A 24654-nucleotide genomic window follows, 5' to 3' on the forward strand; every position below is an offset into this window, starting at 1 on the left:
AATATGACCCGATACTACAACTGGGAAACCCTCCACCCCGCGGTGCGCATGCATGCGGAGGAAGCCGCAGCAGGCAAGCTGGACCGGCGTGAGTTTCTGAGCCGCGCAACCGCGCTGGGGGTGACCGCCTCCGCCGCCTACGGGATGATCGGCCTCAGCCAACCGGTGCAGGCCGCGGCCAATGTGCAGGAAGGCGGTACCATCCGCATCCAGCAGGTGGTGCGCGCCTTGCTCGACCCGCCGCTGTTCAATTGGCCGCAATTGGGCAACCTGGTACGCGGCTACATGGAATATCTGGTGCAATACAACGCCGACGGCACCTTTGAACCGCGGCTGCTGGAAAGCTGGGAGGTCAACGAGGACGCCACCGAATACCTGTTGCACATCCGTCCCGGCGTGAACTGGAACGACGGCCGCGGCACCCTGACCGCCAAGGACGTGGCCTACAACTTTGCCCGCTGGTGCGACGGCAAATGGGAAGGAAATTCGATGGCCGCCCGCATGGGCTCCTTGCAGAATGAGGCCGGCGACGGCCCCGCCGAGGGCGCGCTGGAGGTGGTGGACGACCTGACCCTCAAGGTAAAGCTCACGCGCCCCGATATCACCATCATCCCGGCGGTCACCGAATACCCCGCCGCCATCGTGCCGGACGGCTGGTCGGGCGATCCGGGCACTGATCCGATTGGCACCGGCCCCTACAAGCTGGTGGAATACGAGGTCGGCGTGAAAGCGGTTCTGGAGAAGAACACGGACCATGATTGGTGGGGCGACGGCGCGCATCTGGACCGGATCGAGTTCATCGATTTCGGCACCGACGGCGCCACCCATCTGTCGGCGGCAGAGTCCGAAGAAATCGACATGACCTATGAGACCGTGGGCGAATACGTCGACATCTTCACCTCCATCGGCTGGAACGTGAGCGAGTCCATCTCCGCCAACACGCTGGTTCTGCGCACCAACCGCGATGCCGAGGTTGACGGGAAACAGCCCTATGCCGACGCCCGCGTCCGCCGCGCCCTGGCGCTGGCCTGCGACAATGCGGTGCTGCTGGAACTGGGCTATGACGGCCGCGGCACCCTGGCGGAGAACCACCATGTCTGCCCGATCCACCCGGAATATGCCGATATCGGCGCACCGGTGCGCGACGCGGAGGCGGCGCGCCAGCTGATGGAGGAAGCCGGCATGCTCGACTTCGAGCATGAGCTGGTCTCGATCGACGATGACTGGCGGCGCAACACAACGGATGCGCTGGCGGCGCAGATGCGGGATGCGGGCTTCAAGGTCAAACGCACGGTGCTGCCCGGCAATACCTTCTGGAACGACTGGGACAAATACCCGTTCAGCTCCACCGACTGGGGCCACCGGCCGCTGGGAGTGCAGGTGCTGACGCTGGCTTACAAGACCGGCGTCGCCTGGAATGAGACCGGCCTCGCCAGTGCCGAGTTCGACAGCATGCTGGAAGCGGCTTCAGCCATTGCGGATGCCGATACCCGCCGCGGCCACATGGAGGAGATTGAGAAGTTCATGCGTGAGGACGGCACCATCATCCAGCCCTACTGGCGCTCGCTCTACCGCCACGCCCGCCCCGGCGTGATCGGTGCTGAGAGCCACCCGATCAACGAAATCCACGTGCACAAGCTGGCGCTGGAAGCCTGAACGGGCCGGGTTTAGGAAAGGGCGCGCGCCGGTCCCGGCGCGCGCCCTCGTTTGTTCAGATCTCGACCTCGACCCGGCCAATCGGATTGGAGCAGCAAGCCAGGATGTAGCCTGCCTCGACGTCCTCTTCCGAGATGCCGCCGTTGTGGACCATATGCACGTCGCCCGCGGTCTTCTTGACCTTGCAGGTGCCGCAGATGCCGAAGGTGCAGCCCGACGGGATATTGAGCCCCGAGGCCTTGGCCACAGCCAGAACCGTGTCGGTCTCGGTGCAGCTCGCGGTCACGCCGGAGGCGGCAAAGGTGATCTCGGCGGCAGCGGTCTCTTCCGGCACCACATCGTCGATCTCAGGCGCATCGGCCTCGGTCTCAACCGGCGCGCCAAAGCTCTCCTGGTTGTAGTTCTCCATGTCGAAGCCCAGGCCGTTCAGCATGTCGCGCACCGCCTGCATGAACGGTTCCGGGCCGCAGCAATAGACTTCGCGCTCCAGGTAGTCGCCGGCGATCAGGCCCAGCATGATCTGATTGAGCTGGCCGCGGTAGCCGGTCCAGACCTGATAGGGGTCATCCTCCTCCACCACGAAATGCAGCTTGATGCCGGGCACCCGCGCCGCCATGCCTTCAAGCTGGCGCCGCGCGATGATCTCGCTGGGCCGCTTGGCGCAGTTGATGAAGCTGATGTCGGGCGACTGGCCGCGGTCAAACAGGTACTGGGTCATCGACAGGCTCGGCGTGATGCCGGAGCCTGCGGAGATGAACAGGAACTTGCCGTTCGGGCGCTTGGGCAGGGTGAACACGCCCGCCGGGCCGGAGGCCTTGAGGAGCATGCCCGGGCGCAGGTTGTCCAGCATCCAGCGGGTGCCGATGCTGTCGGCCTGCGCCTTCACCGTGACCGAGATCGACAGCGGCCGCGACGGCGAGGAGCTGATGGTGTAGGTGCGCCAGACGGTGCCGCCCGGCACCGGCAGTTCCAGCGTCAGGAACTGGCCCGGCTGGTATTTGAACCACGCGCCGGACGGCGCGCGGAAGCTGAAGGTGGTGGTGTCCGGCGCTTCCGGCACGACCGAGACGCATTCCAGCTTCTCGTCGTCCTTCCACGCCAGGGTCTCGTCCAGCGTTTCGAAATTCGCCTGCAGTCCCATGCCGTTACTCCGCCGCGATCAGGTGGCGGCCGGTCAGCGCGCGGGTCAGGTGTTCGGCATACCAGTTGGAGAACTGGATGACGCCGCTTTCCTGCACTTCGGAATAGGGTCCGGGCTGATAGGCGGGCGAGTTGATGCCGCGCTGGTTGTCCTCGACCACAATGCGGTCCTCGTCGTTGGTGGCCATCCAGACCTCAGTGAGGCGCTTCAGGTCATAGTCCTGGCCCTCGACCGCATCCTTGTGCACCAGCCATTTGGTTGTGACTTCGGTTTCGGTCGGGCTGATCGGGGTGACGCGGAACACGATGGAATGATCCGGCAGGAAGTGGTTCCAGGTGGTCGGGTAGTGGAACTTCAACAGCGTGCCCGCATCGGCGAACGGCACCCGGCCCAGCTGCTTGGCAACCGCCGCCTTGCCGTCCAGGGTATAGCTCTCGGCGCCTTCGTTCAGCGGCATCCGCGCCAGCCGGTGCTGGCCGCGCGCGTCGATAGTGAAGGCCGACGGGATACCAGCCGCCTCGATCCGGTCAAAATGTTTTTGCAGGTGCGCCGGGGTCTCACCGCCCTCAATACCGGTGACCGAGGGATCCTCGGGGAAGGTCCGGCACAGCGACGGGTGGTTGCCGCCGCAGTGATAGCACTCGCGGTTGTTCTCCCAGACCAGCTTCCAGTTGCCGTTCTCGATGATCGAGCTTTCATGGGCAATCTTGGCGTTGCTCAGGTCGTGCGGCTCCAGATAGGGGCGGGCCACAGCGGCAAACGCATCGAAATCCGGTGCCTCATCCGCCAGGCAGATGTAGATCAGACCGGCCAGATCGCGGCAATGCACCGGCTTCAGCCCGTGTTTGGAGGCGTCGAAATCCGGCCCCATGTCGCGCGCCCACAGCAGCGAGCCGTCCAGTTCATAGGTCCACTGGTGGTAGGGGCAGACCAGCTTGGGCGAATTGCCCTTCTTGGCCTTGCACACCACCGAGCCGCGGTGGCGGCAGGCGTTGTGGAAGGCACGCACCTCGCCATCGGTGCCGCGCACGATGATGACGTTGTAGGACCCGACCTGATGGGTGACGAAATTGCCCGCCTTCGGGATCTCGCAGGCCGGAATGGCAAACAGCCACTCGCGGTAGAAGATCTGCCGCATATCCAGATCCAGAACCCCCGGATCGGTATAGAACGCCTGTTCCAGGGAATAGTTTTTCTGCCGGGCCATCAGCTTGGCCAGAATGTCGCTGTCGTGAAGCATCTGCTTCTCTCCTTTGCCGCATCCCCGCGGCAGGTTGGCTTGGGTGCGGGCATCAGGAGAGGGATTGCAGGCCACGCGCCCGCAACCGCCCCGCCGCCGCCCGCGGTTGACGTTTTCATGGCAAGGCTGGTTTCCGGACTGTCCCGGGGCCTTGAGGCGGCGGGGCCTGGCACCTTCCCGAAGCCGCTGCCTCAGTGGTTATTGCCATGCCTTGCCCGGGGTCACCGTTGCGGGGGCAGTGCCGGAGTTACACCAGCTTCCCAATTCTCCGCCCCGGAGGACGGCACCTTGCTATCCGCGGTATTGCCCGATTTCCAGCAATAGGACGGAGACAAATCCGACCCGCCAAAACCGGAAAAAGACATGCATGTTTTCTGCTGCCGGCACAGGCACACACGCCAGAATCTCAAACCGGCATCCGCGGGTCTGTTTGCGGCAAGGCGCTTATCTTTCATGCGTTTATCCGCCATCGCCCTGTGAGAATCGATTCGCCGCCGCCGGCCTGGTGCCAAATTGAGATGAGCCGCGCATCAGCGGCGCGCACGGGGGCAGCACCGGCCAAGCCTGTGCCCCCTGCCGGCCGGGCCCATGCCCAGCCAAACCGCCGCCGCGCAGGCCGCACGCTGGCGCCGGAGAGCTGCTGGCAACGCCAGCAACGGCTGCCGGCTCGGCATGACGTGCTCCCCTGAAAAGTCCGCGATTTGAAGTTAGCCTGTTCTCCAAGCGAGGAGACAGACGATGCGGAAAAGCCGTTTCAGCGAAGAGCAGATCATTGGCATCCTGAAGGAGCACCAAGCCGGAATGGGGGCGAAGGAACTGTGCCGGAAGCACGGCATCCACCGCCCGGCAGGGCATTGCGCAGCAATGTCCCGAGAGGGGGCGATGGCACTTTCTGCAAAAGGCGTTCGAAGTATGGCGGCATGGAAGTGTCCGAGGCCAAGAGGCTGAAGGCTCTGGAGGTCGAGAACGCCAAGCTCAAGAAGATGTTGGCCGAGCACATGCTTGATGTGGCAACGCTGAAAGAGATGCTGGGAATGGCAGCAGGCGAACGCCATGCGTTCGAGTGAGCCTGCGAACCCTTTTGAGGCCCGGTGCAAGGCGGAGAGCCGTGGACTGGGCCATGACAGAGAAGAACTACAACCAGCGGCGGGCCTGTGCCCTGGCCGGGATCGATCCGCGCGTCCATCGGCGTGGATCAACCAGGCCTGCGGACGCCGAGTTGCGAGAGAGGCTGAAGGAGCTGTCCAGCGAACGGCGGCGCTTCGGCTATCCACTGCCCGGCAGTGGTTTGCTTGCAAACCATGAGAGGGGCGGCTGCACCTGCTGCTCGGCCGCGAGGGCTGGAAGGTGAACTGGATCGAAGCCCGTAAGGCAGACGATCCGGGGGATCGTTTGTAGGGTGTAGCGCTCTACCGGATCTACCGCGAAGAGGGGCTGAGCGTGCGCAAGCGCGGCGGGCGAAAACGCGTCATTGGGACGCGTGCGCTCATCACTGCCCGGCAGGCGCATGCGCAGCATGCTGCCGAGAGGGGCGATCCCGCAAGGGCCGAACCAGAGATGGTCGCTGGACTTCGTCTCGGACCGCTTGTCCGCCTCTCGGGACATTGCTGCGCAATGCCCTGCCGGGCAAGGGATGGCCGCCGTTTCCGGGTGCTCTGCGTCATTGACGACTTCAGCCGGGAATGCCTGGCCGCGGTCGTGGACACCTCGCTCTCCGGCCAGCGGGTTGCCCGTGAGCTCGTTACTATCGCCCGAACGCGTGGCTATCCCTGCATGGTGGTCAGCGAGCGAGCTTTGTCCGCCATTGGTCCGAGGACAATGGCGAGCGGGACCGAACTGACGTCGAATGCCATTCTGAAATGGCAGGAAGACCGGAAGGTCGAGTGGCACTACATCGCGTCAGGCAAGCCCATGCAGAACGGCTTTGTCGAAAGCTTCAACGGCCGCCTCCGGGACGAGTGCCTCAACGAGCACTTGTTCGTCAGCCTGCGCCACGCCCGAGAGTTGATCGCGGCCTGGCGTGACGATTACAATCACCATCGCCCACATACGAGCCGCGACGGGCTCACCCCGTGGGAGTATCACCACGGTCAGTAGAGGACCAAACCCTGAACAGAGCGAACTAATAACCGCGGACTCTGCGGGGAGCACGTCAGGCATAATGCCCTGCCCTGCTGCCTTTCCGCGTTCACCACGGACAGAAAAAGGCCGCCTTTCCGGCGGCCTCTTTCACTTCGATTTCCAGCTGTCCAGCCAGCGGCGGAACCGGCCCTTGCGCTCGGCAATCGCATCGCCCGCGGCATAGAGGCTATCCTCAGCGCTTTCGATCATCGGGTCGATCCTGGCCCGCCGGAACCGGCGCCAGCGCACGTAGACGGCCCACAGGATGGCGGCCAGCAGCACCAGGAAGATGATCGAGAACCAGTTGGTTGGCTTGTCCTCCGGCCCGGCCACCGGCTTGATCGACACGGCATTGGGAAAGATCGACAGGAACTCGTTGCGCCAGCCGTAATGCAGCACCGCCACCCACTCCGGGCTGGCCTTGGTCGAGATGCTGTCATTGGCGTCCGTGTACAGGTTCGCAGTATCGAACTTGAAATAGGGCGGCCAGTTCCAGCCGGTGTCTTCGTTGCGGTAAACCATATTGCGGCCGTTGGCGCGCACTGCCTGGATGAACTGCACATCGCGGTTGATCAACTCCGCCGACTGGTCGTCCGGCTTGGACCAGAACAGCCGGGTCCAGTCATTCAGCTCCTGCCGCTCCTCATAAGTGTTGACGATGCGCACCACGTCGTACTGCGGCAGCGTGTAGTGCAGGAAGGCGCCGAACAGCACCCAGAAGGTGATCAGGAAGGCCCATTTGATGTAACGCACGGGGCAGCTCCTCACATGAAGTTAATGACATAGACCAGAAGCGCGATCGCCCCCAGCGGAATGATATAGACCAGCAGGATCAGTTTGCGCCGGAACGAACGGTCATACTGCCGCAGCCCCCGCTGGATGAAGGCCGTGCGGTCGCCGGTCAACCCCTTGTCTTTCCAGCGCCGTTTCAGCTTCGCCCGCCGCACCTCGCGCGAATAGAGCGACACCGCGCCATAGACCACGGTCAACCCCACCAGCAGGATCAGGACCAGGCGGATAAAACCGAACATCTCTATCGCCCCCTCACCCGGTTCACCGCGCCCCAGGGACCAACCCGCTCGACCATCCCCTTGCGCTGCACCCTCGGCAGCTGGGGCATACGGCCCTCCATATCCGGCTCATGTCCGAACAGCGCTTGCCGCGCGCCGGCCTTGTCCACCGCATACTCCCGCGCCAGGAACTCTGCCGCATAGGCCTTTTTTGTCTCCGGCCAGCCCCGGTACTGGCGGTAGAATTCCTCCTTGTGGCAGATGAACATCTGGCGGAAGTCATGCGGGCAGAGTTCCGCCAGCAGCATGTTGACCAGGTCCCGCTGAGCTGAGTCCGAGGCGCGCAGCGAATAGAAATAAGCCGGATGGTCCGAACTGATCTTCGGCCATTTGCCGCCGCCCTCAGCCCAGCGCACAATGGCCGCCAGCCCTTCGAACTCCTCCGGCAGCTCATCCGCATGCCGCGCCGCCATCCGCCGCAGATCCGCCCGCGACAGCCCGGTCAAGTCCCGGCCCTTCTCTGTCAAAACACTGACCGCCAGAAACCCCATCTTCTGCCGCAGGATCGCCGCGCCATCGACGCCGCGCGCGCGGATCACCGGCTCTGCCAGCCCGTTCAGCTCCAGGAACTTGGCAATTGCATTGCGCTGGCTCAGGTCAAAGACATGGCGCAGCGGAACGCCCTCAGGCTTTGCCCCGCTGGCAATCACCGCTGGATGTTCCAAGTCCTGAAACAGGTACAGCCCGCCGAAATGTGCGGTCCAGAAATTGCCCTGCTCAAAGACCTCATGCTCCAGATGCACCGGATTGCGGGTCACATCGCCGGTCTGTTCCGCGGTCGCGATCATCTCAGCAATCAGACCATCATCAAACCAGGCATCCTCACCTGATTTGAACCGCTCCACCAGCTCCGCCAGACGGTCCGCATGGCGCAGCGTGCCGCGGGTTGTATCCGCCTCGATCCGCACCTGCCGGATGTCGAACAGCTTCGCGGGCGAGGACACCTCAAACACCGAATTCACCAGTTCCCCCGCCACCGCATCGGTCGCGGTCAGGGCAAACAGCTGGCGTTCGTTGACCTCGATAAACCGGCGCAGAATGTCCCGGCTGGTAGAGAATTTCACGTGAAGCAGCGGGCAGCGCTTCTGCTCGGTCGACAGCAGAATGAACTGCCGGTTCACTCCCGCATGGTTCAGATAGTGATCATCCCCCAGCTCATCCCCGATCTCCGGCGAAAAACCCGAGATATCGACGTGGAAATCCGTCAGAGCCGTGGTCTTGCCAGTGAGATGCTTCAGTGCGCGATTGTACCGCTCCACCAGCGCGGGCGAGGCCACATGTAAGAGATTGCCGAACAGCAGGCCATGCTGGATGAGGCGTTTCATTGGGCGGCCTCCGCTTCATCCCAAAACGGACCGTCTATCAGTTCGCACAAACTCCGCTCTGCTTCTTGCAGCCTGATTTCCCGCTGCCGCTCAGCGTTGACTTCGGGCAAGTCGCCCAAGCAGTTGACGATAAGTTTTAGATACCTTTGGAGCTGCAACAATTCTGCCGGCCGTTCGGGTTTGGAATGCAAGTTTCGTGGTCCCACACGCTCCAATCTTTGGATTGCAACTCCAAACAATTCGGCGAGCAAAGCCAAAACACGATCACTCGTTTCATCGACTTTGCTTTGATTGTAGCCATGGCTGAGGAATCTCTCTCTTCGAGTGTCCTGTGAGCTTTCTCCTATGTACCAAGAAAGTGTTTCCAAGTCCGCCTCATAGAAGCATCTAATGACATTCTTTGATGCTTCCTCTAAGAGCGCACTCGCCCGCGCTTCTGCACGCTGGCGCTGCTCATAACGAAAGACTTCCGCCTGCTCTTTCATTACTTCAACCTGCTGCTCTTGTGCTTCGCGAGCCAGTTTTAGTTCCGATCGTGTAGCGGCGAGCTCCTCCCGCTGCGCTGCCAGTTCTTGGCTCTGAAGCAACACCGCAACAACAACCCAAACGAATGCCAAGCTACCCGCAACGCCAGCTAAGGTGTCGCCTATTTCATTTGGTGTCGCTTGCTGTAAGTATTGCCACTTGCTCGAAAAATTTTGCTCGCCCGTTTCGACAGGAAAAGTCAGAGACCAAGCGAACATCGCAAGCACCGCGGCAGTAACGACAACGCCTGCAACAAACGACCATTCGGTCCAAATCGACTTTGTTCGTTCAGCCATTCAAATCTCCCCGCCCGAGGCGCTTGCGGCTCGGGCAGCGCTCGTCCGCCCCGTCAAACCGAAGGTTTGCCTCCAGCAAAACGGGCGGGCGCTACGCTTCCGCCCGCGGACAGGCTCTGCCCTCATGTTGCGCGCAACAGTCACCCCTGCCCCTCCAGATACCGCCGCTTGGCCTCTTCCTGCCGCCCGAAATCGCGCACCATGTTTTCAATCGCCACCTCATCCGACTTGTCGGCATAACGGAACTCGCTGTCGGCGTAGCGGTTGATCTCCTGCACCACCATGTCGACCGTGATCGGCACCCGCAGCTCCGCAATCATCGCGGATTTGGTGTCATAATCCTTGAACAGGAACAGCTCCGGGTTCTCCATCCATTCATCCGGCAGCTCAAAATCCATCGCCCGGACCTTGACCGCATCGGTGATGTTCTTGATGGCGCGGCCGGTAAACCGCTCATCCGCCTGCTGAATGGCCTTCAGATAGGTACCCAGCTTGGCCAGATCATCCAGCTCACCAATCTGATCCTGCACCCGGCCAAAGACCTCCATCAGCCCCGGCTCCTGCGGGTGGTTGTGCGCCTCGAAGGACCGCGCGACCGCCCGTCTGATCTCCTGCGCGCCGTAAAGGTCATGCTCCCCCAGCGGGATTGCATGGTTCTTGCCCATGAGCAGGGTCAGGATGTCGATGTAATCCTCCCGCGTCTGCGGCCCGTCGACCAGGAACCGCGCGCCCGCCCGCTGGCGCAACGCGTCGTCCACATTCTCCGGATAGTTGGAGAACATGCCAAAGGTGCAGTTGCCGCGCACCACGGTGTTGGCGCCGGCAAAGGCCTCCATGAACACCGCCGTCACCTCCTGCTGTCCCGCACTGGACTGCCGGTCGCCGCGCTTGCCCGCGATCTGGTCGATGTCGTCGATGGTGCCAAAGCCGATGACGCCCGGGTCGATGACGTTCTGGATAAAGCTCTTGGCGTTCTGGCCCGACTTGCCCTGATAGCTGTCGATATTGTCGATGCCGAAATTCTGGTAGCGGAAGGCATAGCCTGCGTTCTGGCAGTAGTCGTGGATCAGCCCCGCCATCATCTGGATCAGCGTCGTCTTGCCGGTGCCCGGCTTGCCGTCGCCCATGAAGGTGAAGATGAACCCGCCCATCTCGGCAAACGGGTTCAGGCGGCGGTCGAAGTCATAGGCCATCAGCATCTTGGCCAGCCGCATCGCCTGGAACTTGGCGATATGGTTGCCGACCACCTCCTGCGGTTTCTTGAAGGCCATCGTCAGAGTGGTGGATTTCGCCTTGGCTGCCGCATCAAAGCCGCTGATGGTCAGATCATCCGCTTCCACCCGCCAGGCAGCGGCGGTGAACGCCTCCAACCGGCCCGCATTCTGCGCGCGCAAGGCGGCCTTCTCCATCAGCTGTTCGGCATAGGCCGCCGCGGCCGCAATCAGATGCGCATCATCCGGTGCATGCAGCGCCAGCTTCTGGTCCAGCTCCCACAGCGCCCCGTGCAGCGCCAGCGGCGCGTTGTCGGTCAAAAGCTCCTCCGCCTCGCCCACCTCAGCCTGCGCCTCACTGCCATGCGGCGCCAGCAGGAAGGCCGCGGCATTGGCAAACACATGCGCCGCAATCAGCGCCTCGGCTGCCAAGAGCTCGGTAAACTCCCCCTTGCGCGCCGCGTCCAGAGATCCCGCCAGATTGGCCCGCTTCAAATCCGCCAAGCCGGACACATCCGCATAAGCCTCCCCCATCGCCAAGGAGACCGCCAGAGCCCGGCGCAAGGCGTGCTGCAAGGTCGCCTGCAAGGGCGAGGTCAGCGGATCATTCTCATCCGCCGCCTCGATCCGGGCAATCAGATGCACCCCTTCGGGCCGCGCGGTGGAGCGCGTGACCAGCCCAGGCGTGGTCGAGCGGAAGCGGCGGGTGCGGGCAATACCGGGCGAACGCTCCGGCGCCTTTCCCTCAACAGCCGGCTTGGCAATGCGCGGCGTGTGGTCAAATCCCTCCAGCATCGCTGCCGCAGCGGCGTAATGCTTGCGGATATCCTCTTCCCGCAGTTCCATCTGATTGCCTGAAATGCTCATTTATCCAATGCCTCCAATGTCGCGCCCGAAATCCGGTACAGCTTGTTCCCGAAAGGCGCTGCCGTCATGTCGTTAGGGAAGACCTCGGTCCACCCATCGCCATGAGTTTGCCGCGAAAAAACGGCTGGACGGTTGTCTTCAAGGTAGCAAACTCGGACGATATCAACGCCATATGAACCGCCTCCTCTGGCTTTCTCATAGCAGGGCCCGTTTCTTGGCCATGGACCGCTAAAGCTGTGCCTATCCAATTCCTTGAAGCCGCGTTTCTGCAACCAGCCTATGACTGAGAGCTGTGTCTCAGCACCCCCCTGAAGTCTCTGGCCGACATGCTCGGCAGAAGGCCGCACGGATTGGGCGCATCCGGCCGCCATGCACGCCAGGGTGAAACAAGCGGACAACCGTGAAAATTTCTGTTTCATCTCCATACGCCCAACTTCTTCTTTTCCAAAAAATTCCCGCCGGAGGCTCCCGCACTCGCAGCACGCACAGGCGCTCAATACCGCAGCACCTGCCCGGCGTCGCTCACCACGAACTTCTGCACATCGCCAAACCCCGGCGGGTCCAGCTCTGCCAGCACCTGGAACGGGCGCTGCGGCAGGATGATGGCGCGCTGGGTGCGGGTCGCCCCGGTGTCCGCGCCGCGGCCGCCAAAGGGGTCGAGCGCAAAGATCTCCCGCTCCACGGTGCCGAACCAGCCCGACCGCTCCTCGCGCACCTCCTCGCTTTCCAGCTCCTCCAGCGTCCAGGCCAGGGCCCAGTCCTGGCCCTCGGGCGCCTCCGCTTCCTCCAGCACCCTGTGCAGCGGGCCGGACTGCTCGGTATAGGCGGAGGAATACATCGGCCCGACGTGGTAGCGGCGCAGATGCTTGGGATGGAGGTCGTCAAAATCCTCATCAAACCCCTTGGCAATGGTCACCAGCTTCAGCCCGGCCAAGGCCTGTGCCATCAGATGCGCCTGCACCTCGGGCCAGCGGCGTTCGTCCTTGGGCAGCGCCACCTTGCCGCTGTCCTCCAGCTCCATCAGGTAGATCACCGGCAGGTTGACTTGGCTGTCATAGGCGGCCCAATGCAGCAGAAACCGCCTGCGCCGCTCACCGATGTTTTCCAGCCATTCGCATTCCGGATCGTTCTGCGTCCAGAACAGCTCGCCTTTCAGCAGTTCCTGATAATACAGCCGCTGCGACAGCGCGAACTGCAGTTTCGAAGGCACTGCGCGGTCCGAGATGATGGTGCGCACCATATCGTCCTTGAGCTGCGCCTCACTGGCCATATTGGCCAGATGCCGCTCCGCCTGCTGGGCGTCATTGGCCATGGTCATCAGCTCTGCCGCCACAGGAAAGCCGCTGTCACGCTTGTCCATCGCCAGGCTGCCAAAGAACCGCCCGGTATCGCGCCCCGCCATCAGGTATTTCATCGAGAGCGCGCGGAAGGTGAAATTCAGCCGCATCAGATAGGCGGTCAGCACCTTCACGTCGGATTTCGAAAGCCGCCCCTCCGCCTGCATCGCCGCCGCCACCCGCGTGAGATGCCGGATGATGGTCTCGAACTTCTTGAAATACCGGCGCGAGGCGAAGGTATCGCTGAGGCCTGCGTGGTCGCGGGAAGGATCTGTCATTTTATTTTCCCCAGTCCAAGTCGCGCTCAAGCCAACTGTCCAGTTGCGCCGCTTTCAGACCCACCCAAGGCCACCAGTACCCGACAAAACTGATAATCCTCGGAACCACTGACAAAGCGATCAACGCAACTATCACAAAGTGAAAACTTGCAACTCCCAGCCAGATAAGCAGCGAAACCTTCGACACGCTGCCAGCCACGATCACTGGCATTGACAAGAAGCCTATCAAGATCAGGCGAAGCGAAATTCGGAACCACCGGGGCTTAAAACCGGGCTCAAGTTCTTTCAGGCTTTTGATCTTAATGGGCCGGTGTTGTTGCTCGAATAAGCGGAACATCACCCACCATACAGGTTCTTGTCGTGCTTCTCGACAATCGCGGCAAACCGACGAGCAAAGCGTTCATCGGCCTTGGCCTTCTTCTCCAGCACGTCGCGGGCAAACACCATGTTGCCCTCATGGCTCTCCAGCATGTCGGCCATCTTCTGGTTGGTCGCGGTGCCGATTGCCGCCATCGCGGTCTGGGCTTCCTTGTCGGTCGCCACGCCGATCTCGTTGATCCGGTGGGCAATGTCCTGCTGCTGCGCGGTCTTCAGCGATTTCGTCAGCGCATCATACAGCACAACCCGCTGCGCCGTGTCCGTCTGCAGCTTGTTGATCAGCACCATCTGCGTCGCCGCCTGGTTCTGCAAGGAATCCACCCAGGTCTTGCCCTTCTCGATATAGCGCTCCAGCGTCTGGGACTTGGCGAGCTTCACCTGCTCCTCCTGCACCATCGCGTTGTATTTGGCATTCAGATCCGCCAGCTCGGTCTCCAGCTTGGTGCGCGCGGCGGCGTCCTGCTCGACCGAGATCTTGTTCTCCAGCTCGATGATCTGCGGGTCCAGCGCCACGATCCCGGCCCGCACAGCTTCCAGCTCCTGCACCGTGAACTCACGGTCGTCCAGCGTCGCGCTCAGGTTTTCCTGCACCTTCTCGCGCTGCTCTTCCAGCGTTGCCAGCTGGCCCTCCAGCAGTTTCACGATCACGTCCGACTTGGCGATCAGATCCTGCAGCTTGTCGTCGATATTGGCAGTGCGCATCCGCTCCTGGCGCATCGAGTCCGACTTGCCCTTGCTGAAAAAACCGACAAAGCTCTCCCAGCCGGTCTTGCCCCGCATGTCGTCAAAATCCTTGGAAAACGCCGCGGTCACATCATCGAGCCCCATGATCAGCTCGGCGATATTGGCGTTCATCACCTCGGTATGGGCATGCACGTCCTCAAGTGTGGCGTTTTCGATATCGATGCTGGCATCCTCGCCCGCCTCGATCTTGCTGCGCGCGGATTCAATGCGCGAGGTTAGCGCCTCGATCTTGGACTGAGATTCCCGGACTTTATCCTGGCTCTCTGCCACCATCTTCTCGAACTGGGAAACACTCATAGTTTCCGTCCCTCCCCTTGAAATGCCTGATCCTCAAATGGGGATGTAAATGAATTTTACATCCCCCGGGGCGGCGGAATTCCGCCCGGTTCAGACGCACTGTTGCAGAGAGGCCGCACAAAGAAAAGCCCCGGAGAACACCCCGGGGCCGCTTTGCGCAATTCAGCCAATTCACATGCTCTGGGCCTTGCCCAGCACCAGAAAAGTCATCATGCCGAACGGCGGGATGCTCTCCTGTTGCTCAACCTGCAGCCGGTCCTCCTGCAGCACCGTTTCCAGCGCAAAATCCGAATGCCAGCCGATGACATTGGCCAAGGGTGCCGAGAGCTTTTCCAGGGAAGCCCGCACCCCCTTGCCGCTCTTGAAGTGGTTGGTGACCACCAGCTGTCCGCCCGGCTTCAGGACGCGCGCTATTTCGCGCATTACCTGGTCCGGATCCGGCACCACCGACAGCACATGCATCGCTGCCACTGTGTCAAAGGAGTTGTCGGGGAAGTCCAGCTGCCGCGCATCCATCTGACGCAGCTCCCTGACCTGTTTCAGGTCCAGTTCCTGAACCTTTCTGCGCGCCTTTTTCAGCATGTCGTGGCTGAAATCGATGCCAGTCACCTGCAGATGCGGTGCGTAGTGCTGAAGCGACAGGCCGGTGCCGACGCCGACCTCCAGCACGCTGCCCTGCCGGGTGTTGATGTACCGGGCAGCGCGGCGGCGGCCCGAACGCGTCACCGCGCCAAACGTTCTGTCGTAAACCGGCGCCCAGCGCGCGTAGGATTCTTCAACTGCCTTGATATCCAATTCGTCCCTCCCCTGGACGTCATGAGCTAGTCCTTTGGCTTGGAAACCAGCCCCCAAATCACCATCGCAACGTAGCCAAGGCATAGCACAACCAGCACTGTCCATGCATAGGTCAGTAATGCCGCAGCCATGAAGGCAAAGCCCACCAGAAGGTACTTAACATTCTCGCGGGAAATTTTAACTGCTTTGGGCGACCAGGTCTGAATATGGCTGATCATTGCCAACCCGATGACAACCATGTGCAGGCATATCAGCAGCTCCGGCAGCACCACCGCACCATCAACGGCAAAAGAGACAAACATCGGCAGCAGCGCCAGCAGCGCACCCGCAGGCGACGGGATGCCATCGAAATAGCCGCTGCGCCCTTTTGGCGCTTCCTCGGACTTTGTGCTGACATTGAACCTCGCCAGCCGCACCACGCAGCAGACCGAGAACACCAGCACAGAAATCCACCCCACACCACGCACATCCTGCAACGCCCAAAGATAGATCACCATCGGTGTCGCCACGCCGAAATTCAGGAAATCGGCCAGCGAGTCGAGCTCCGCGCCCATCTTGCTCTCGCTGTGCAGCGCCCGCGCCAGCCGCCCGTCCAGCCCGTCCAGCACCGCCGCCAGCAGAATCATCAGCACCGCCAGCGTGTAGTTGCCATAAACCCCGAACCGGATCGCCGACAGTCCCGCACAGATGGCGCCGATAGTCATCATGTTCGGCATCAGCTGGATCAGAAAAAATTCCGACTTCTTCTTCTCCGGAACATCATACATGGCGGTGGCTCTTTCTTCCTCGCGGGGCTGGGGCACACCGCGGCCCGCGGGTGAACCTTGGGGCTAACTTCAGGGCAATTTGTACCGTGGCGCACATATGCCCTAAGCTGCGCCCCAGCGCAACGTTTGCTAAAACGGGCGCTGCCCCCGGTGCACAGCCGGTGCAATGGGGCCGCCCCGAGAAAGAAATGGCACCGTGCATTGCACGGTGCCAGGCCCAACTGCGAAGGCCTCCTCACAGTAGGCCATGAGCAGGCGGGAGCGCCCCGCCTGCGGGTCTCAGCCGGTCCGGGGCTCTGCCTGTTCAGCGCTGAACCGCACCCCCGGAGCGATTCCGGAACGCGCCTTACCCAACGACATTGAATTCCGGCCCATAGGGGTATTTGGTGATGTTCTCATTGCCATCCTCGTGGATGATCAGGATGTCATGCTCGCGGTAGCCTCCGGCACCGGGGTTGCCCTCGCCAATGGTCAGCATCGGTTCCATCGAGATCACCATGCCCGGCTCCAGCACCGTATCGATGTCCTCGCGCAGCTCCAGCCCGGCCTCGCGGCCATAGTAGTGCGACAGCACTCCAAAGGAGTGGCCATAGCCGAAGGTGCGGTACTGCAGCAGGTCCCTCTCTTCGAAGAAGGCGTTGATCTTATGCGTGATTTCCGCGCAGCTCGCGCCCGGCTGCAACAGCGAGATGCCGTATTCATGGGCCGCCACATTGGCCTCCCAGATCTTCAGGCTCTCGGCGTCCACTTCACGCACGAACATGGTCCGCTCCAGCGCGGTGTAATAGCCGGAGATCATCGGGAAGGTGTTCAGCGACAGGATATCACCGCGCTGCAGGGTGCGGCCGGTGACCGGGTTGTGAGCGCCGTCGGTGTTGATGCCGGACTGGAACCACACCCAGGTGTCGCGGTATTCGGCATCCGGGAAGCGCTTGGCGATCTCCAGCTCCATCGCGTCGCGGCCGGCCATGGCGACATCAATCTCGCGCGCGCCTTCCTTCACCGCATCGCGGATCGCAAAACCGCCGACGTCAGCCACAGCGGCACCGGCGCGGATCATGTCCAGTTCCGCTGCCGACTTGCCCATCCGCTGGCGCATGGTCGGCTCGTAAAGGTCAACCAGTTTGGACGGCGCCAAAAACGCCTCCAGCTTGCCCTTCTGCAAGAGGGTCAGGTGGTCGCTTTCATAGCCGACAACCGCGCCCGCGCCGGAGACCGACTTGATCGCGCGCCAGAAGTTGTCGCGCTGCCAGTCGGTATAGGTGATGTTGTCGCAGAACGACCGCCGCCAGGGCTGGCCCGCGTCGATGCCGGCCGATATGGTGACCGCCTCGGACGCGGTCACCACCAGGCCGTAGGGGCGGCCGAATGCGCAGTAGGTGAAGCCCGAAAAGTAGGAGATGTTGTGCATCGAGGTGAAGACAGCAGCACTCACCCCGGTGTCGGCCATGATCTTGCGCAGACCGGCAATGCGCGCCTCGTATTCGGAGACGGCAAATTGCAGCGGCGCTTTTTCGCCATTGTGAAAACGGTACATTTCAGGACGTGCAGTCATATCAGACCCTTCCTTCTTACAAGAAAGGTCCCGGCGTTCAGGACAGTTTTGGAATGTGGGGGCACCATGTATCCCATGCGGCGACGCCATCGCCTGGCCCTTGCGCGGAAGATGCGGCGGAAACGGGATTCTGGCAAGAGGAATTTTGTCCGCCTATGGCCGCATCACAGCCAGGACAGCGCCCGAATCTCGGGGCGGGTGCTGAAAGCGCCCTCCCCGTGGTGGAGGGTCGGGCGCGGTCCGGCCTGGCGGCCGGGCGGGAGATCAATTCACGATCAGCGCCACCAGATCGCTTTCCGGGTCCGCCAGCGGATCGATCACATTGAAATGGTGCTTGCCAAAGGCGATGACGTGGTCGGTGTCCCAGGCCTCCACCAGCCAGATCGCCTGATCCAGGAACGCCGGGCGCTCCTCGCCGCCGACCCAGACCGTCACCTCTGCCGGGTAGCGGTCCGTCATATCCACCGGGCTCTCGGCAATCGCCGCGGCCGAATCCATCTTGAACTTCTGGTTCATCGAGGTGCGCAGCAAGGGCCGCAGGTCGGCCAGCGGCGAGATCGGGATCACCGTCTTGATCCGCTCCCCGACTTCCGCAGGCAGCAAGGCCTTGTCCAGCATCCGCGCCACCAGATGGCCGCCCGCAGAGTGGCCCGCCAGCGCAATCGGCCCCTCAACCTCCCCCGCGATCCGCCTCACCGCCGCGGTGATCTGCCGGGTAATATCCGCGATCCGCACCTCCGGGCACAGGTCATAAGACGGCATCGCCACCGCCCAGCCGTGGGCGATTGCGCCACGGGCCAGATGCGACCAGGAGCTTTTGTCAAACGCCAGCCAATAGCCGCCGTGAACAAAGACAAACACTCCCTTGGGCGTGCCCTCCGGTAGGAACAGGTCGAATTTCTGCCGCTCCCCCTCGCCATAGGGGATATCCAGCCGGGCGCGCTCGTGCAGGCTGTTGCGGAAATCCTCCGCCGAAGCCGCCCAGCGCGGCGGGTAGGTGCCCGCATTCTCGATATAGGCCCCGTTGGCATAGGCATCATCCAATTCCATGCCCAATCTCCCCTGAATATTATTGTTTGCGCTTACCTGACAGTCTCTCACAGGACATGTCAAATTGCCCGTCAAAATCCATGAGCGGAATTTTCCTGCGCACAATTTGATCAAATTCTGGACTCATCAATGTTTCTGGACTTATCAAGGCACAGCTGATTTGCATTTCAGCGACAGAACACCCGGGAGGCCCGCAATGCTTGATGCAACAACTGACCTGAAATCCCTGCTCAAAGACCCCAGCCTGCTGGAGACCCGCGCCTATATCGGCGGCGAGTTTGTCGACGGCGAAGGCACCTTTGACGTGACCAACCCCGCCCGCGGCGATGTGATCGCCCAGGTGGCCGACGTCAGCCGCGCCCAGGCGGCCGGCGCCATCGCCCAGGCCGAAACCGCCCAGAAGGACTGGGCCAAATGGACGGGCAAGGAACGCGCAAACGTGCTGCGCAAATGGTTTGACCTGATGATGGAAAACCAAGAAGACTTGGCGGTGATCCTGACCGCCGAAATGGGCAAACCGCTAGCCGAGTCGCGCGGCGAGATCGCCTATGGCGCCTCCTTCATCGAGTTCTTCGCCGAAGAGGCCAAGCGGATCTATGGCGAGACCATCCCCGGCCACCAGCGCGACAAGCGCATCACCGTGCTGAAACAGCCGATCGGGGTGGCTGCCTCGATCACGCCCTGGAACTTCCCCAACGCGATGATCACCCGCAAGGCCGGTCCGGCGCTGGCCGCAGGCTGCGCCTTTGTCGCCCGCCCCGCGGCGGAAACGCCGCTTTCGGCTGTTGTGCTGGCAGTTCTGGCCGACCGCGCAGGTATCCCCGCAGGCGTCTTCAGCGTCGTGCCCTCGTCCCGCGCGTCCGACATCGGCCAGGAATTCTGCGAGAACGACGCGGTGCGCAAGCTGACCTTCACCGGCTCCACCGAGGTCGGCCGCATCCTGCTGCGCCAGGCAGCGGACACGGTGATGAAATGCTCGATGGAGCTGGGCGGCAATGCCCCCTTCATCGTGTTTGACGACGCCGACCTCGACGCCGCCGTCGAAGGCGCCATCATGTGCAAGTTCCGCAACAACGGCCAGACCTGCGTCTGCGCCAACCGGATCTATGTGCAGTCCGGCGTTTACGATGCCTTTGCGGCAAAACTGAAAGCCGCGGTGGAAAAGATGAACGTCGGCGACGGTCTCAAGGACGGCATCCACTTCGGCCCGCTGATCAACAAGGACGCGGTGGAAAAGGTGCAGGAGCATATTGCCGACGCAACCTCGAAAGGCGGCGAAGTGATCCTGGGCGGCAACCCGTCGGAGCTTGGCGGCAGCTTCTTCCAGCCGACCATCGTCAAGGGCGCAACCCAGGACATGGCCTTTGCCACCGACGAGACCTTCGGCCCGCTCGCCCCGCTGTTCAAATTCGAGGACGAGGACGAGGTGATCGCGATGGCCAATGACACCATCTTCGGCCTGGCATCCTATTTCTACGCCAAGGACCTGAGCCGCGTGTACAAGGTCGCCGAGGCACTGGAATACGGGATTGTCGGAGTGAACACCGGCATCATCTCCACCGAGGTGGCCCCCTTTGGCGGCGTCAAGCAGTCCGGCCTGGGCCGCGAAGGCAGCCACCACGGCATTGAGGACTACCTGGAGATGAAATACATCTGCATGGCGGTCTGAGCCACCCGCAGGTCAGTGCCGGGTCATCGTCCCGGCCACCCGGCTGATGGCATTGGCCCAGGTGGTTTCCGTCTCCAGGTCCAGCGCCGGCCCCAGAACATCGCGCAAAGCGGCAATCAGCGCCCGCTTTGCCGCTTCGCTTTCGCGCGCGCCAAGATCCAGATGGGCGTGGTCCTGGGCCAGCCGCGCGCTCAGCTCTGCCAGCGTTTGCGGGTTGTCCAGATTGCGGACACAGGCGGCAATCATCGCGGTCAGCATCGCCTTCTGCTTCACGAAATTGCCGCGGAACATGCCGCGCGCCTCCGGCAGGCGGGTAAACAAATGCACATAAAACCGTTCAGCCAGATCCGCCTTGCGGGCAAAAACCCCGGCAAAGCTGTGCTGAACATGCTGAATTTCCTGAGGTTTCATAAGCCATCCCTGCGAAACACCGCTGCCGTGCCAGGAGGGAAACTGCAATCTGCACGGCCCGCCAGCCGTGCGCAGGACACCCCGGCACATACTCTTCAACCGGGTTCAGGGTAACATGCTGCGATTAAGATCCGATTTAGGCACCGCATATTTCAGGGCACCCTGGCGACACGCGGGCGTCTGGAAATGCCGCTGTCCCCGCGGGGACAGACGCCCGGAACGGCAAAGCCCCCCGGGCCAAAGCCAGGGGGGCAGGTGCGCTCGAACCTTGCCGCGGGATCAGTTGACCGCTTGGGCCTCGATCTCGGCGCGGTTCGGGCGGGAGGAGGAGATTTCGATCCGGCGCGGTTTCAGCGCCTCCGGCACCTCGCGGTGCAGATCGATATGCAGCATGCCGTTTTCATGGCTGGCGCCGGTCACGCGGACATGATCGGCCAGGGTGAAACGGCGTTCAAAGGCACGGGTGGCGATACCGCGGTGCAGGAAGGTGCGGTCCTCGCCGTCGTCGGCCTTCCTGGCGGCCACAACCAGCGCATTTTCCTTCACTTCGACGCTCAGGTCGTCTTCGGCAAAACCGGCCACGGCGATCGAGATCCGATAGCTGTCGGCGTCGGTCTTTTCGATGTTGTAGGGCGGATAGCTGGACTGGGCGGCATCGGCGCTGAGCGCGCGGTCCATCAGGCTGGCGATCTGGTCGAAGCCGATGGTGGCCCGGTGCAGCGGTGCAAAATCAAACGTACGCATGTGTCATCCTCATTTTCGAGCGATTTCAGGGCGCCTTCCCCGCGGGGACAGGCTGGCAGTGTCCGGGCCCCAATCAGCGGCTGCCCGGATAGACCTGAGATAGGAATGCAAAACGCGGCTTCAAGAGGCTGATCAGCCGCCCGGGCGGACAAATTTCGCCCCGCCCGCGGAACTGCCGCCACCGACCCGGATCCGCTTGATCCGCCGGTCCGGGGCGGCCACCGGATTGCGGCGCAGCTGCGCCTTCAGCTCGGCCACCCTTTGGGGCAGTTTCATGCCGAAGGCCACCTGCTTGCCACGGTAATTGCCGCCGCTGGAAACCAGCGCCAGAATGCGGCCTCGTCCGCCGACCTGGGAAAACACGGGTGCGCCGGAGGAGCCGAAGGTGACATTGCAATCGATCATCAGCACATCGCCGCTTTCGCCCATCAGGTTGCATTGGCGCTGCCGCGACAGCGCCTCGGCGCGGCCCTGGCCATAGGAGGTGACGGAAACATCGCTGCCGTAATCGCGGCCCGCGTGCAGGGCAAAGGCGTCCGCCTGGCCGCTGAGGATCGGCGCCGTCAGGCGGATCAGCGCCACATCATGGCGGATGTTCTCCATATTCAGGCGTGTCCTCGGGTTGAACCCCGGATGGGCGGCAATCTGCAGCGCCTGGCGTTCGGCAATGGCCGCGCCGTCACGCAGCCCGGCCCGGAAGGTGATCTGCTCCGCCGGCCGCGCTTCCCCGTTCCGGTTATAAACGCAATGGGCCGCTGTCAGCACCAGCTCCGGCGCAATCAGCGTGCCGGTGCAGAACCCCTGGCCATTCAGCTCCAGCCGCCCGACGGCCTCCCATCCCAAGAGATCATCGCGGTCGGTGAGCCGCCTGAGACCGGTGCCTTGGGCCGTTGCGCCGGCGGCGCACGCCAGAGCGGCAACACCCAGTATCAGGGCACGGAAAATCATTGCCGGATGAACTTTGCACCGGAGGAGCTGCGCCCCTCGCCCACTTTCACCCGGCCAACCCCGGGCGGCAGGCGGCCGCCGGTGGCCACCCCCGTCAGCTGCGCCTGCAGCAGCGTCAGCTCTTCCGCCAGGGCGGAGCCGAGCGAGACCCGCTCGCCGCTGACTTCGGCCTTGGCGGAGATCACCGACACAATCCGCGGGGTGCCGCCCTCAAAGGAGAACACCGGCGCGCCGGAAGAGCCGAAATCGACATCGCAGGACATCACCAGAATCCCCTCCTGGCGCGCCATCACCGCGCAGACCTCCTGCAGGGACGGCGCCTCGGAGCGGTCATGGGCATAAGACACCACACCGATCCGCGCGCCTTTGCGCGGCCGGTCGTCGGTCTGGAACGGGGTCACGGTGGTGTTTCGGATCGGGCGCTGCAATTGCAGCAGGGCAAGGTCGTTGCGCACCCGGTCGGTCGACAGCTCGCCATCATAGACGTAGGAGGGATGCAGCACCGCCCGGCGCACGCTGCGGTAGGCCGAGGCGCGGCCATTGCGCCAGCCGGCCAGGAATTCGATGGTGGCAGGGTCGATCCGCTCCCTGGTGCGGCTGTCATAAAGGCAATGGGCCGCGGTCAGCACCAGATCCGGGGCGATCAGCGCGCCGGTGCAAAAGCCCTCGCCGTTGACGTCCAGCCGCCCGACGGCTTCCCATTTACGGCCCGCATCAAGGGTATCCATCCGCTGCAAACGGCTGTCCTGCGCCAATGCCGCGGCGGGCAGCAGCACCGCCACTACCGCCAGTATCCACTGCCTCACATGCGTCTCCTGTTATCCACCGGTTGGGAGATTATTGGTCTGTTCCGGCAAAATTACGGCAAGTGCGGGGCATATGCAGCCCGATTCTTCCGGCAGGGCGTCAGCGCAAGACAGGCACCTGCGGAGCGCGTTTGCCCGGCGCGGTCAGCGCGGGCGGCTGCGGGCCGCCGGTGGCCCAGTCCAGCAGTTCCACCGTATGCACGATCGGCACTTCGGTGCCGGAGCCGATCTGCATCATACAGCCGATGTTGCCTGCGGCGATCAGATCGGGCTGTTTGGCCTCCAGCGTCTTCACTTTGCGCGCCTTCAGCTCGGCGGAAATCTCCGGCTGCATCAGGTTGTAGGTGCCGGCCGAACCGCAGCAGAGGTGGCTGTCGGCAGGCTCCACCACCTTGAAGCCTGCGCGTTTCAGCAGCGTCTTGGGGTGGGTCTTGATCTGCTGGCCATGCTGCAGCGAACAGGCGGCGTGATAGGCCACCGTCAGGCCCTTGTCCGCGCCCTCCGGCAGTTCCAGCTGCATCAGAAGTTCAGAGACATCCATCGCGATCCCGGAGATCCGCACCGCATCCGCCGCCAGCGGCGCATTGCGGAACATATGTCCGTAATCCTTGACCGTGGTGCCGCAGCCGGAGGTGTTGATGACAATGGCGTCCAGCCCCTGCCCGTCCATCTCCGCCGCCCAGGCGCGGATGTTCTTTTCCGCAGCGGCATGGCTTTCCGCCGCACGCCCCATGTGATGGGTCAGCGCGCCGCAGCAGCCCGCGCCCCTGGCCACCACCACCTCGCAGCCCAGCCGGGTCAGCAGGCGGATGGTGGCATCATTGATATCGGTATTGAGCGCCTTCTGCGCGCAGCCGGTCATCAGCGCCACGCGCTTCCTGCGCGGCGCCGCAGCGGCAAAGCTTTGCGGATTATCGTTGCGGCTGGCCGGCGGGATCGTTTGAGGCGCCATCTCCAGCATCGCCCTGAGCCGCGCGTCCGGCAGCAGCCCTTTGAACGGCTTCGCAAATTTTGCTCCCAAAAGCGCCAGCCGGAACCGCCCCGGATACGGCAGAACCCGCGCCAGCAGCCAGCGCAGGGCCTTGTCGCTCCACGGCCGGTCATAATGCTCTTCGATGTAGGCGCGGGCGTGATCCACCAGATGCATGTAATGCACGCCCGAGGGGCAAGTGGTCATGCAGGCGAGGCACGACAGGCAGCGGTCGATGTGCTTGACGGTCTTTGCGTCCGGCACCCGCTCGTTCTCCAGCATGTCCTTGATCAGGTAGATCCGGCCGCGCGGGGAATCGAGCTCATCGCCCAGCACCTGATAGGTCGGACAGGTGGCGGTGCAAAAGCCGCAGTGAACGCAGGTGCGCAGGATCTCATTGGCCCGCCTGGTGCCCGGGTCCTGAAGCTGCTTTTCGGTGAAAATAGTCTGCAT

Annotated in this window: 22 protein-coding genes, 1 pseudogene and 1 riboswitch; of the genes and pseudogenes, 3 read left to right on the top strand and 20 right to left on the bottom strand. The window is 62.7% G+C overall.

The window, feature by feature from the left end:
* Nucleotides 1–3 precede the first annotated feature (3 nt).
* Nucleotides 4–1656: an ABC transporter substrate-binding protein gene (locus tag OKQ63_RS17715; protein WP_264211359.1), complete on the top strand. Its 1653-nt coding sequence runs from the start codon at nucleotides 4–6 to the stop codon at nucleotides 1654–1656.
* A 55-nt stretch (nucleotides 1657–1711) separates the two neighbouring features.
* Here the strand turns inward: OKQ63_RS17715 and OKQ63_RS17720 are convergent, their stop codons facing one another.
* Both OKQ63_RS17720 and OKQ63_RS17725 read right to left on the bottom strand, forming a co-directional pair.
* Nucleotides 1712–2797 carry an FAD-binding oxidoreductase gene (locus OKQ63_RS17720; protein ID WP_264211360.1) on the bottom strand — a complete coding sequence of 362 codons (1086 nt, stop codon included), beginning with the start codon at nucleotides 2795–2797 and terminating at the stop codon, nucleotides 1712–1714.
* 4 nt (nucleotides 2798–2801) lie between these two features.
* On the bottom strand, nucleotides 2802–4037 hold the full coding sequence (locus OKQ63_RS17725; RefSeq protein ID WP_264211361.1) for an aromatic ring-hydroxylating oxygenase subunit alpha: 1236 nt from the start codon (nucleotides 4035–4037) through the stop codon (nucleotides 2802–2804).
* A 107-nt stretch (nucleotides 4038–4144) separates the two neighbouring features.
* Nucleotides 4145–4343, bottom strand: a riboswitch (cobalamin riboswitch).
* Nucleotides 4344–4775: 432 nt separating this feature from the next.
* Here OKQ63_RS17725 and OKQ63_RS17730 point away from each other — a divergent pair.
* Nucleotides 4776–6163: pseudogene (locus OKQ63_RS17730) on the top strand (IS3 family transposase).
* A 103-nt stretch (nucleotides 6164–6266) separates the two neighbouring features.
* On the opposite strand, the gene OKQ63_RS17735 reads toward OKQ63_RS17730, so the two are convergent.
* The 13 genes from OKQ63_RS17735 to OKQ63_RS17795 form a co-directional block, all read right to left on the bottom strand.
* Nucleotides 6267–6911, bottom strand: coding sequence for a DUF1523 family protein (locus tag OKQ63_RS17735; protein WP_264211362.1), 645 nt, complete (start codon nucleotides 6909–6911; stop codon nucleotides 6267–6269).
* An 11-nt stretch (nucleotides 6912–6922) separates the two neighbouring features.
* Nucleotides 6923–7189, bottom strand: a complete 267-nt coding sequence (locus OKQ63_RS17740) for a hypothetical protein (protein WP_264211363.1) — start codon at nucleotides 7187–7189, stop codon at nucleotides 6923–6925.
* A 2-nt stretch (nucleotides 7190–7191) separates the two neighbouring features.
* On the bottom strand, nucleotides 7192–8553 hold the full coding sequence (locus OKQ63_RS17745) for a DUF6638 family protein (RefSeq protein WP_264211364.1): 1362 nt from the start codon (nucleotides 8551–8553) through the stop codon (nucleotides 7192–7194).
* Nucleotides 8550–9374, bottom strand: coding sequence for a hypothetical protein (locus OKQ63_RS17750; protein ID WP_264211365.1), 825 nt, complete (start codon nucleotides 9372–9374; stop codon nucleotides 8550–8552). The genes OKQ63_RS17745 and OKQ63_RS17750 overlap by 4 nt, the downstream gene beginning before the upstream one ends.
* Before the next feature lie 140 nt (nucleotides 9375–9514).
* Nucleotides 9515–11452 (bottom strand): AAA family ATPase, encoded by a 1938-nt coding sequence (locus tag OKQ63_RS17755; protein ID WP_264211366.1) that lies wholly within the window; start codon nucleotides 11450–11452, stop codon nucleotides 9515–9517.
* Nucleotides 11449–11871 carry a hypothetical protein gene (locus OKQ63_RS17760; RefSeq protein WP_264211367.1) on the bottom strand — a complete coding sequence of 141 codons (423 nt, stop codon included), beginning with the start codon at nucleotides 11869–11871 and terminating at the stop codon, nucleotides 11449–11451. The genes OKQ63_RS17755 and OKQ63_RS17760 overlap by 4 nt, the downstream gene beginning before the upstream one ends.
* A 74-nt stretch (nucleotides 11872–11945) precedes the next feature.
* Nucleotides 11946–13067: a hypothetical protein gene (locus OKQ63_RS17765; RefSeq protein ID WP_264211368.1), complete on the bottom strand. Its 1122-nt coding sequence runs from the start codon at nucleotides 13065–13067 to the stop codon at nucleotides 11946–11948.
* A gap of 1 nt (nucleotide 13068) precedes the next feature.
* Nucleotides 13069–13404 carry a hypothetical protein gene (locus OKQ63_RS17770; RefSeq protein ID WP_264211369.1) on the bottom strand — a complete coding sequence of 112 codons (336 nt, stop codon included), beginning with the start codon at nucleotides 13402–13404 and terminating at the stop codon, nucleotides 13069–13071.
* Nucleotides 13404–14486 carry a coiled-coil domain-containing protein gene (locus OKQ63_RS17775; protein ID WP_264211370.1) on the bottom strand — a complete coding sequence of 361 codons (1083 nt, stop codon included), beginning with the start codon at nucleotides 14484–14486 and terminating at the stop codon, nucleotides 13404–13406. The genes OKQ63_RS17770 and OKQ63_RS17775 overlap by 1 nt, the downstream gene beginning before the upstream one ends.
* A 171-nt stretch (nucleotides 14487–14657) precedes the next feature.
* On the bottom strand, nucleotides 14658–15281 hold the full coding sequence (locus tag OKQ63_RS17780) for a class I SAM-dependent methyltransferase (RefSeq protein ID WP_264211371.1): 624 nt from the start codon (nucleotides 15279–15281) through the stop codon (nucleotides 14658–14660).
* 26 nt (nucleotides 15282–15307) lie between these two features.
* Complete coding sequence (locus OKQ63_RS17785; RefSeq protein ID WP_264211372.1) at nucleotides 15308–16048, bottom strand: CDP-alcohol phosphatidyltransferase family protein; 741 nt, start codon at nucleotides 16046–16048, stop codon at nucleotides 15308–15310.
* 346 nt (nucleotides 16049–16394) lie between these two features.
* Entirely contained in the window at nucleotides 16395–17603 is a 1209-nt protein-coding gene (locus OKQ63_RS17790; RefSeq protein ID WP_264211373.1) for an aminopeptidase P family protein, read from the bottom strand.
* 264 nt (nucleotides 17604–17867) lie between these two features.
* Nucleotides 17868–18653, bottom strand: coding sequence for a hormone-sensitive lipase (locus OKQ63_RS17795; RefSeq protein WP_264211374.1), 786 nt, complete (start codon nucleotides 18651–18653; stop codon nucleotides 17868–17870).
* 196 nt (nucleotides 18654–18849) lie between these two features.
* On the opposite strand from OKQ63_RS17795, the gene OKQ63_RS17800 reads away from it, so the two are divergent.
* The gene (locus OKQ63_RS17800; protein ID WP_264211375.1) at nucleotides 18850–20322 is read left to right on the top strand and encodes an NAD-dependent succinate-semialdehyde dehydrogenase; all 1473 of its coding nucleotides are present in this window, start codon (nucleotides 18850–18852) and stop codon (nucleotides 20320–20322) included.
* A gap of 12 nt (nucleotides 20323–20334) precedes the next feature.
* Here OKQ63_RS17800 and OKQ63_RS17805 read toward each other — a convergent pair whose 3' ends face one another.
* The 5 genes from OKQ63_RS17805 to glcF all read right to left on the bottom strand — a co-directional run bounded on the left by OKQ63_RS17805 (nucleotide 20335) and on the right by glcF (nucleotide 24654).
* Entirely contained in the window at nucleotides 20335–20733 is a 399-nt protein-coding gene (locus OKQ63_RS17805) for a globin domain-containing protein (protein ID WP_264211376.1), read from the bottom strand.
* A gap of 279 nt (nucleotides 20734–21012) precedes the next feature.
* The gene (locus OKQ63_RS17810; protein ID WP_264211377.1) at nucleotides 21013–21477 is read right to left on the bottom strand and encodes an Hsp20 family protein; all 465 of its coding nucleotides are present in this window, start codon (nucleotides 21475–21477) and stop codon (nucleotides 21013–21015) included.
* Nucleotides 21478–21609: 132 nt separating this feature from the next.
* Nucleotides 21610–22425, bottom strand: coding sequence for a trypsin-like serine peptidase (locus tag OKQ63_RS17815; RefSeq protein ID WP_264211378.1), 816 nt, complete (start codon nucleotides 22423–22425; stop codon nucleotides 21610–21612).
* Nucleotides 22422–23231 (bottom strand): trypsin-like serine peptidase, encoded by an 810-nt coding sequence (locus OKQ63_RS17820; protein ID WP_264211379.1) that lies wholly within the window; start codon nucleotides 23229–23231, stop codon nucleotides 22422–22424. The genes OKQ63_RS17815 and OKQ63_RS17820 overlap by 4 nt, the downstream gene beginning before the upstream one ends.
* Before the next feature lie 100 nt (nucleotides 23232–23331).
* A complete protein-coding gene (glcF, locus tag OKQ63_RS17825; protein ID WP_264211380.1) occupies nucleotides 23332–24654 on the bottom strand; it encodes a glycolate oxidase subunit GlcF in 1323 nt (440 codons plus the stop codon).

The sequence above is a fragment of the Leisingera thetidis genome (assembly GCF_025857195.1).
Taxonomy (GTDB): Bacteria; Pseudomonadota; Alphaproteobacteria; order Rhodobacterales; family Rhodobacteraceae; genus Leisingera; species Leisingera thetidis.

Excerpts from the sequence above, each read along its gene's own strand:
- OKQ63_RS17770 (WP_264211369.1), bottom strand. The coding sequence starts at position 13,404 with ATGTTCCGCTTATTCGAGCAACAACACCGGCCCATTAAGATCAAAAGC.
- OKQ63_RS17775 (WP_264211370.1), bottom strand. The coding sequence starts at position 14,486 with ATGAGTGTTTCCCAGTTCGAGAAGATGGTGGCAGAGAGCCAGGATAAA.
- OKQ63_RS17760 (WP_264211367.1), bottom strand. The coding sequence starts at position 11,871 with ATGAAACAGAAATTTTCACGGTTGTCCGCTTGTTTCACCCTGGCGTGC.
- OKQ63_RS17795 (WP_264211374.1), bottom strand. The coding sequence starts at position 18,653 with ATGGAATTGGATGATGCCTATGCCAACGGGGCCTATATCGAGAATGCG.
- OKQ63_RS17720 (WP_264211360.1), bottom strand. The coding sequence starts at position 2,797 with ATGGGACTGCAGGCGAATTTCGAAACGCTGGACGAGACCCTGGCGTGG.
- OKQ63_RS17725 (WP_264211361.1), bottom strand. The coding sequence starts at position 4,037 with ATGCTTCACGACAGCGACATTCTGGCCAAGCTGATGGCCCGGCAGAAA.
- OKQ63_RS17810 (WP_264211377.1), bottom strand. The coding sequence starts at position 21,477 with ATGCGTACGTTTGATTTTGCACCGCTGCACCGGGCCACCATCGGCTTC.
- OKQ63_RS17755 (WP_264211366.1), bottom strand. The coding sequence starts at position 11,452 with ATGAGCATTTCAGGCAATCAGATGGAACTGCGGGAAGAGGATATCCGC.
- OKQ63_RS17715 (WP_264211359.1), top strand. The coding sequence starts at position 4 with ATGACCCGATACTACAACTGGGAAACCCTCCACCCCGCGGTGCGCATG.
- glcF (WP_264211380.1), bottom strand. The coding sequence starts at position 24,654 with ATGCAGACTATTTTCACCGAAAAGCAGCTTCAGGACCCGGGCACCAGG.
- OKQ63_RS17750 (WP_264211365.1), bottom strand. The coding sequence starts at position 9,374 with ATGGCTGAACGAACAAAGTCGATTTGGACCGAATGGTCGTTTGTTGCA.
- OKQ63_RS17800 (WP_264211375.1), top strand. The coding sequence starts at position 18,850 with ATGCTTGATGCAACAACTGACCTGAAATCCCTGCTCAAAGACCCCAGC.
- OKQ63_RS17745 (WP_264211364.1), bottom strand. The coding sequence starts at position 8,553 with ATGAAACGCCTCATCCAGCATGGCCTGCTGTTCGGCAATCTCTTACAT.
- OKQ63_RS17740 (WP_264211363.1), bottom strand. The coding sequence starts at position 7,189 with ATGTTCGGTTTTATCCGCCTGGTCCTGATCCTGCTGGTGGGGTTGACC.
- OKQ63_RS17790 (WP_264211373.1), bottom strand. The coding sequence starts at position 17,603 with ATGACTGCACGTCCTGAAATGTACCGTTTTCACAATGGCGAAAAAGCG.
- OKQ63_RS17785 (WP_264211372.1), bottom strand. The coding sequence starts at position 16,048 with ATGTATGATGTTCCGGAGAAGAAGAAGTCGGAATTTTTTCTGATCCAG.
- OKQ63_RS17805 (WP_264211376.1), bottom strand. The coding sequence starts at position 20,733 with ATGAAACCTCAGGAAATTCAGCATGTTCAGCACAGCTTTGCCGGGGTT.
- OKQ63_RS17765 (WP_264211368.1), bottom strand. The coding sequence starts at position 13,067 with ATGACAGATCCTTCCCGCGACCACGCAGGCCTCAGCGATACCTTCGCC.
- OKQ63_RS17815 (WP_264211378.1), bottom strand. The coding sequence starts at position 22,425 with ATGATTTTCCGTGCCCTGATACTGGGTGTTGCCGCTCTGGCGTGCGCC.